At 59.7% G+C, this 6,294-nt stretch carries 8 protein-coding genes; all 8 read right to left on the bottom strand.

Annotated features, from left to right (window positions below):
* Window positions 1-33: 33 nt before the first annotated feature.
* Complete coding sequence (locus HX811_RS08945) at window positions 34-909, bottom strand: transporter substrate-binding domain-containing protein (protein WP_003211830.1); 876 nt, start codon at window positions 907-909, stop codon at window positions 34-36.
* Window positions 906-1,682: an amino acid ABC transporter ATP-binding protein gene (locus tag HX811_RS08950; RefSeq protein ID WP_003211829.1), complete on the bottom strand. Its 777-nt coding sequence runs from the start codon at window positions 1,680-1,682 to the stop codon at window positions 906-908. Before HX811_RS08950 ends, HX811_RS08945 begins: the two co-directional genes overlap by 4 nt.
* Window positions 1,679-2,338, bottom strand: coding sequence for an amino acid ABC transporter permease (locus HX811_RS08955; RefSeq protein ID WP_008435829.1), 660 nt, complete (start codon window positions 2,336-2,338; stop codon window positions 1,679-1,681). Before HX811_RS08955 ends, HX811_RS08950 begins: the two co-directional genes overlap by 4 nt.
* The gene (locus HX811_RS08960; RefSeq protein WP_003211825.1) at window positions 2,319-2,984 is read right to left on the bottom strand and encodes an amino acid ABC transporter permease; all 666 of its coding nucleotides are present in this window, start codon (window positions 2,982-2,984) and stop codon (window positions 2,319-2,321) included. The genes HX811_RS08955 and HX811_RS08960 overlap by 20 nt, the downstream gene beginning before the upstream one ends.
* Before the next feature lie 559 nt (window positions 2,985-3,543).
* On the bottom strand, window positions 3,544-4,326 hold the full coding sequence (locus HX811_RS08965; protein WP_003211822.1) for a MetQ/NlpA family ABC transporter substrate-binding protein: 783 nt from the start codon (window positions 4,324-4,326) through the stop codon (window positions 3,544-3,546).
* Window positions 4,327-4,474: 148 nt separating this feature from the next.
* Window positions 4,475-5,401 (bottom strand): sigma 54-interacting transcriptional regulator, encoded by a 927-nt coding sequence (locus tag HX811_RS08970; RefSeq protein WP_177045603.1) that lies wholly within the window; start codon window positions 5,399-5,401, stop codon window positions 4,475-4,477.
* A 48-nt stretch (window positions 5,402-5,449) separates the two neighbouring features.
* Complete coding sequence (locus HX811_RS08975; protein ID WP_003211820.1) at window positions 5,450-6,031, bottom strand: alpha/beta hydrolase; 582 nt, start codon at window positions 6,029-6,031, stop codon at window positions 5,450-5,452.
* A 21-nt stretch (window positions 6,032-6,052) separates the two neighbouring features.
* The coding region (locus HX811_RS31855; RefSeq protein ID WP_218172272.1) for a hypothetical protein at window positions 6,053-6,294 on the bottom strand (242 nt) is incomplete at its 5' end.

Raw genomic sequence — 6,294 nt, forward strand, 5'->3', positions numbered from 1 at the left:
AGACGGTAGATCAGTCACCCAACAGCTAACTGATCAACCCTGCCACTTCCCGCCTTCAACAATCACGCTTTCCGGCTTGGTGTCATCGCTCAGTTCCTTGCGAACATATTGGTCATACAGCTTGAGCAAATACTTCTCTTCGCCCAACTTTGCCAGCTCGGTATTCACCCAATCCCGCAATTCGATGTTGCCCTTCTTCACCGCCGGCGCAATCGGCGCTTCATCCCCCAGTTTCTGCTCCAGCACGCGATAGCCCGGGTTCTGCTTGGCCCAGCTGAACAGCACCAGGTTGTCCTGGGCATAGGCATCACCACGGCCCGCCGACAACGCTTGCAGCGACTCGGAATTTTTCTCGAACTTCAGCAGTTTCCAGTCCGGGTGGTTCTTGGTCAGCCAGATATCCGCGGTAGTGCCGGTGGTGACGATGGTGGTGCGGGTCGCCAGGTCGTCCAGGCTCTTCACCGAGCTGTCCTGCGGCACCAGGGCCTGCACCGCGACTTTCAGGTTCGGGTTGGTGAAGTCCACCGCTTCCTTGCGCTCCGGCGTCACCGTCATGTTGGCGAGGATCAGGTCGACCTTGTCGCTTTGCAGGAACGGAATGCGGCTCGCCGGCTCCACGGCGACGAATTCAACCTTGTTCTCGTCGCCCAGCAGGTCCTTGGCGAAACGGCGGCCGATGTCGGTATCGAAGCCGACATAGCGGCCGGACTCATCCACGAAACCAAACGGCGGCTTGTCGGTGAATACGCCGACGATCAGCTTGTCCCGCGCCTTGATCTTGTCGATGTAGCTCACCGCAGCGGGTGCCGGGGTGGCAGCGGCAGCCGTCTTGGCGGGCTCTTCGGACTTATTGCAGCCGGCCAGCAAAGCGAGGCCGAACAGGGGGAATAACAACTTGGCAGTTTTCATGACAGCTCCAGTTCCTTGGTTCTTTTGGGCAGTGTTGAAACGAAGGAGAACTTCTCCAGGAACTGCTGCGCGCGTGCGGTTTGCGGGTTCGTAAAGAATGCCTCGGGGGTGTTTTGTTCGAGGATGCGGCCGGCCTCCATGAACACCACGCGGTCGGCGACGGCGCGGGCGAAGGCCATTTCATGGGTGACGATCAGCAGCGTCATGCCGTCCCGGGCCAGGCCCTGGATCACTTCCAGTACTTCCTTGACCATTTCCGGGTCGAGGGCGGCGGTGACTTCGTCAAACAGCATGACCTGCGGGTTCATGCACAGCGAGCGAACGATGGCGATGCGTTGCTGCTGGCCGCCCGACAGCTGGCGCGGGTAGGCGTCGCGTTTGTCGGAGAGGCCCACCCGTTCCAGCAGTTTTTCTGCCTGGGCCCGGGCTTCGCGGGGCTCGCGCTTTTGCACTTTCAGCGGGCCGAGCAGGAGGTTGTCGAGCACGCTCATGTGCGGGAACAGGTGATAACTCTGGAACACCATGCCCACGTCCTGGCGCACCTGGCGCCAGTCGGTGGCCTTGTCCAGCAGCTCCTTGCCGGCAAAACGCAGGCTGCCGCTGTGGGCCACTTCCAGGCCATTGAGGCACCGCAGCAAGGTGCTTTTGCCGCAACCGCTGGGCCCGAGGATTACCACCACTTCGCCGCTTTGCACACTCAGGTCGATGCCGTCGAGCACCTGCTGGTCGCCGAAAAACTTGTTGAAACCCTGGAACTCGATCAATGCGCTCATGCTTGGGCCCAGCGCCGTTCCAGCACCTTGGAGGCGGCCGACAACGGGTAGCAGATAAAGAAGAAAAACAGGAACAGCGCGCCGTAGATCAATACCGACTCGTAGGTGCGCTCGATGATTTGCTGGCCGACCTTGATCACGTCCACCACACCGATCAGCACCGCCAGGGAGCTGGTCTTGATGATGCGGGTGTAGACGTTGATGGTCGGCGGGGTCATGCGTTTCAGGGCCTGGGGCAGCAGCACGTAGCCGTACAGTTGCGGGTCCGACAGGCCAATCGACAGGCCGGCTTCACGCTGGCCACGGGGCAACGAATGCAACGCACCGCGCACCACTTCGCCGACTTCACTGGCGCCCCACAGTGACAACACCAGCACGGCGCACCAGAAGCTCGGAATGCTCAGGCCAAAGAAAATCGGCAGGCCGAAGAACAGCAAGTACAACCACACCAACACCGGAATGGCGCGGAACAGCTCCAGGTAAATCCGCAGCACCAGGTTGATCGCTTTCGAATTCAACGTGCGCAGCACGCCATACACCACGCCGCCGACAGTGCTGAAGGCGATGCTCAAGAACGAGATCGACAGGGTTTGCGCCGCGCCCTTGCCCAGTTGCGGCAAGGACACCCAGAGTAATTCAAGACCCGAACTGGCCATGCTGGAGCCTCCTTTCAAGGCGGCTGAGCAGCAGCGACAGTGGCAGGAATAACAGCACGCAGATCAACGTGAGCACCGCGAGCATTTCGTAGGTTTTGTAGTAGAGGGCGATATAGCTTTTGGTGGTGTAGAGAATCTCCGGCACCGCCACCGCCGACACGATCGTGGTTTCCTTGAGCAGGAAAATAAAGTTCGCAAACAGCGCCGGCAGGCTGAGGATCCCGGCCTGGGGCAGGATCACATGGCGCAGCAGTTGCCAGTGGGACAGCCCGATGGACTTGCCCGATTCGATCTGTGCCAGCGGCACCGCCTCGACACCGGCGCGCAACACTTCCGTGAGGTAGGCGCCGCCGAGAAAGGTCATGGTGATGATTGCCGCCCAGAACCCGGAGATATTCAGCCCCAGGGCCGGCAACGCGAAATAGACGAAAAACAGTTGGATCAGCAGCGGTGTGTTGCGCGCCAACTCCACGTACAGCGCCACCAGGCGCCACACGTAGGGCGTGCGAAACACCAGCAGCGCGGCGTTGATCAAGGCCACCAGCATGGAGGTGCCAATGGCGATCAGGCCGACTTGCAGGGTAACGCCCACGGCCTTGAGAAACGCTGGCAGCGTGCTGAGGATAAATGCGTAATCGAAGGTCATCTGAAATCCCTGACGCCGCAGGGGTAAAGCGGCGTTGGTGCGGTCCGGTCCAGCGTGGGTAACGCCGGGTAGCGCCGACTTTAAAGGTATAAAAAGCAAAATTTAAATACCGAAATAGCATATTGATATCACCCAAATAGATAACCTGCGGATTCGCGGTGCAGATGGATGACAGCTACTGTTCCCAGGGAAGTAGGACGGGTCTTTTTATCGGAGCTGCACTTCAGGAATAGGCAGCGCGTGGCCAGACTGACGGCCAATCAACAGCGAGGGAGTGAACGATGAACGAGGCAAAACCGATTGATCCGCAGGAACTGGTGAAGTGGCTGGTGGCACTGCGCAGGGCCATTAACAGTCGAAATATCTGAGCTGACACAGTCCCAAATGTGGGAGCGGGCTTGCTCGCGAATGCGGTGTATCAGTCAGCAGATGTGTTGGCTGACCCACCGCATTCGCGAGCAAGCCCGCTCCCACATTTCGATTGTGTTCCAGCCATAAAAAACGCCGACGCTGTAGAAGCCGTCGGCGTTTAAACCTTGAAGGAGGTTTTTGGGTTCGATCAGAACGCCGGCACGACCGCGCCGTTGTATTTCTTCTCGATGAAAGCTTTCACTTCAGGGCTGGTCAGGGCTTTGGCCAGCTTCTGGATCGCGTCGCTGTCCTTGTTGTCCGGGCGGGCAACCAGGAAGTTCACGTACGGCGACTTGGCGTCTTCGATGATCAACGCGTCCTTGGCCGGGTTCAGGCCGGCTTCCAGGGCGTAGTTGGTGTTGATCAGGTCCAGGTCAACCTGGTCCAGGACGCGTGGCAGCAGCGCCGATTCCAGCTCTTTGAATTTCAGGTGTTTCGGGTTGCTGGCGATGTCTTTCGGCGTGGCCAGGGCGTTGGTCGGGTCTTTCAGGGTGATCACGCCAGCCTTTTGCAGCAGCAGCAGGGCACGGCCGGAGTTGCTGCCTTCGTTCGGGATCGCCACGGTGGCGCCATCTTTGAGCTCAGAGATGTTTTTGATCTTTTTCGAGTAGCCGCCGAAGGGTTCAACGTGCACACCCACTACGGTGACCAGGTTGGTGCCTTTACCCTTGTTGAAGTTTTCCAGGTACGGCAGGGTCTGGAAGTAGTTGGCGTCCAGACGCTTCTCGGCCACCTGTACGTTCGGTTGTACGTAGTCGGTGAAGACTTTGATTTCCAGGTCCACGCCTTCTTTGGCCAGGGTCGGCTTGACCAGCTCAAGGATCTCGGCGTGCGGGATCGGGGTAGCGGCTACCACCAGTTTCTCGTTGGCCTGGGCGAAGCTTGCAGTCAGGGCAGCCGCCAGTGCGGTAAACAACAGAACCTTTTTCATGCAGTGTCCTTATCGAAAATCCGGGTCGTCTGGGACGGCCGCTTTTTTAGTGGATGCCAGCGAAGTGCTATCGCGGCGTGCAGCGGACAATACCGAGGTTTTTTATTCCAGAACAATACTTTTTATTCACTTTGATATTCCATTTTGTTCATGCAGACCCCAACCCTTTCAATAGACGCTTCAACGCATCACGTTCGGCCTCGGTACCGCTGCTGAGGATCTGCCGCGCCTGATGTTCGATCTGCTCCACCGAAGGCAGCGGCAGGTTCAAATGCTCAGGCAAAATCTCGTCGCCACTGCTGACCAGCAAGGCAAAGTGAATCACGTTCTCCAACTCCCGGGTGTTGCCCGGCCAGCTGTGATGCTCCAGCACGCGCTGGGCTTCGTCGCTGATCAGCGGCACCGGCAGGTCGAGGCGCTGGCTGTAGATGCCGAGGAAATATTCGGCCAGTGACAGGATGTCGCCCACCCGCTCGCGCAGTGCGGGCAGCTCCAGTTGGCCTTCGCTGAGGTAATGGAACAGGCGCTCATGAAACTTGCCGGCCGCCACGGCCTGGGCGAGATCGATGCTGGTGGCCGCCACCAGCCGCACATCCACCGGGCTTGGCTGATGGGCGCCGACGCGAGTGACTTCGTGGTTTTCCAGCGCCGCCAGCAGCTTGACCTGGATCGGCAGCGGCAAGTCGCCGATTTCATCCAGGTACAACGTGCCGCCGTTGGCTGAGCCAAACCAGCCGGCGCGGCTGCTGGCTGCGCCGCTGTGGCTGCCTGCGGCGTAGCCGAACAGTTCGGCGTCGGCGTATGTCGGGCTGATGGCGCCGCAATTCACCGAGACAAACAGGCCGGTGCGGTCGCTGCCACGGTGGATATGCCGGGCGAGCAACTCCTTGCCGCTGCCGGTTTCGCCGCGTATCAACACGGGCAAGGCGCGGGGGGCGAGGTTTTCGAGGTCTTCGCGCAGTTGCCGCGAACGCGGGTCGACAAACACCAGCGCCTTGGCACGAATGCTCAGGGGGCTTTTTTCGGCGTCGGGGAAGGTCAGCAGGGGCTGACCGAAGGTTTCATGCAGGCTCATGGCAGGCTCCCGCCCCATCCACGAAGGGGAAGGGGCGTTTAAAAAATTTTATGCACGGCGCCGGGAGTGATGTTCCAGGCGATTTTGCAGGCGATAGAGGTAGGCGAAACCCTGTTCCCAGCGTTGATGGCCGGACTTCACGTTGATGTGCCCGGCGCCCGCGAGAATTCCCGCTTCGGCGCCCCAGTTACGTGCCAGTTCCAGGGCGCGGGTGGCGCTGACGGCACTGTCGTTGTCGGAGCTGACGACCTGGCTTGGGAAGGGCAACAGGTGGCTGGGGATTGGCGCAAAGTTACGCAGGGCGGGTGCGCAGGCAGGGCGTTCGACATCGGCCGGGGCCACCAGCAGGGCGCCGCGTACCTGACGCAGGAACTGCACCGGTGCGGTGGCCGCCCAATGGGCGACGGTGATGCAGCCCAGGCTGTGGGCGATCAGAATCACCGGGGTGCTGTCGGCGGCGATGGCTTCGGCCAGGGCTGCCACCCAGTCTTCGCGGCGTGGGGTGAGCCAGTCGGCCTGCTCCACGCGAGCGCTGTTGGGCAGGCTGTTCTGCCAATGACTTTGCCAATGATCTTCTGGCGATCCTTGCCAGCCCGGCACGATCAGATAACGAATCGACTCGCTGTGCATGGGTGTGCCCTCCTGCAGCGTTTAACGTTGTGGGTCAGTATAGGCACGGGGTATATATTCGTTAAGGAATAAGAAGCTATTTATTAATAACCAAAAATCGAGTGTTAAAAGCCAAATCAAAAACCAGAGCGAAAGCAGAGCTGCTTTTCTGTGGGAGCTGGCTTGCCTGCGATGCAGACAACTCGGTACATCAGACACACCGAGGAGATGCCATCGCAGGCAAGCCAGCTCCCACATTTGAACCGTGCCCGCTTCAGCTTTTG

It is taken from the genome of Pseudomonas sp. F8002 (assembly GCF_013385495.1).
GTDB lineage: Bacteria > Pseudomonadota > Gammaproteobacteria > Pseudomonadales > Pseudomonadaceae > Aquipseudomonas.

Coding starts and splice junctions, on each gene's coding strand:
- HX811_RS08945 (WP_003211830.1), bottom strand. CDS start 909: ATGAAAACTGCCAAGTTGTTATTCCCCCTGTTCGGCCTCGCTTTGCTG.
- HX811_RS08950 (WP_003211829.1), bottom strand. CDS start 1,682: ATGAGCGCATTGATCGAGTTCCAGGGTTTCAACAAGTTTTTCGGCGAC.
- HX811_RS08955 (WP_008435829.1), bottom strand. CDS start 2,338: ATGGCCAGTTCGGGTCTTGAATTACTCTGGGTGTCCTTGCCGCAACTG.
- HX811_RS08960 (WP_003211825.1), bottom strand. CDS start 2,984: ATGACCTTCGATTACGCATTTATCCTCAGCACGCTGCCAGCGTTTCTC.
- HX811_RS08965 (WP_003211822.1), bottom strand. CDS start 4,326: ATGAAAAAGGTTCTGTTGTTTACCGCACTGGCGGCTGCCCTGACTGCA.
- HX811_RS08970 (WP_177045603.1), bottom strand. CDS start 5,401: ATGAGCCTGCATGAAACCTTCGGTCAGCCCCTGCTGACCTTCCCCGAC.
- HX811_RS08975 (WP_003211820.1), bottom strand. CDS start 6,031: ATGCACAGCGAGTCGATTCGTTATCTGATCGTGCCGGGCTGGCAAGGA.